The sequence below is a fragment of the Pseudoalteromonas sp. PSi26 genome (assembly GCF_054960575.1).
In genome coordinates this window covers 1-711 of sequence record NZ_JBHNYT010000040.1, presented here as the reverse complement: position 1 = coordinate 711, position 711 = coordinate 1, and the positions used below count along the sequence as shown (strand labels likewise).

Here is a 711-nt window from a genome sequence, read left to right as displayed (position 1 = left end):
CGATACGGCTACCGTAGGGTAACTTGCACGCTAAGAGCAATGGGTTTGATGGTTAATCATAAGCGCGTGCAACGCTTGATGGGCGAACTTGGCTTGAAATCAAAAGTCAGACCTAAACGCTACACCTCTTACAAAGGTGAAGTCGGTAGAATCGCTGAAAATGTTCTCAAGCGTGAATTTACGGCAAAGAAGCCCAATCAAAAATGGGTGACCGATGTCACTGAATTTAAAGTCAATGGAGAAAAGGTATACCTGTCACCGGTAATAGACCTATTTAACCAAGAAGTGGTCAGCTATGAGGTAAGGACATCTGTCACGCTACCACTAGTGACTGACATGCTTAAAGCCGCAACAGCAAAGCTGTTGAAGCATGAGAGACCACTCATCCACTCAGACCAAGGTTGGCAATATCAAAATAAACGATATCAACAACACCTGAAAAAGCATGGGCTAATTCAAAGTATGTCTCGAAAAGGAAACTGCTTAGACAATGCCGTTGCAGAAAACTTCTTCGGCATATTAAAAACTGAGATGTATCACAATGAGACGTTCAAGGACGCAAATGAACTCATTGAAAACATCAAAGAATACATCGATTATTACAACAACGAACGCATTAAGCTAAAACTAAAAGGCCTGAGTCCGATACAATATCGAAATCAGGCCTTGGTTGCCGCTTAGAAATGAGTCCAACTTATTGGGGTCACTTCA

General features: G+C 42.1%; 1 protein-coding gene. It reads left to right on the top strand.

Annotated elements, in window-relative coordinates; all coding sequences use genetic code 11:
* A partial coding sequence (locus ACFI34_RS18735) for an IS3 family transposase (protein WP_462674592.1) occupies window positions 1-681 on the top strand: 681 nt, incomplete at its 5' end.
* Between the last annotated feature and the right edge of the window lie 30 nt (window positions 682-711).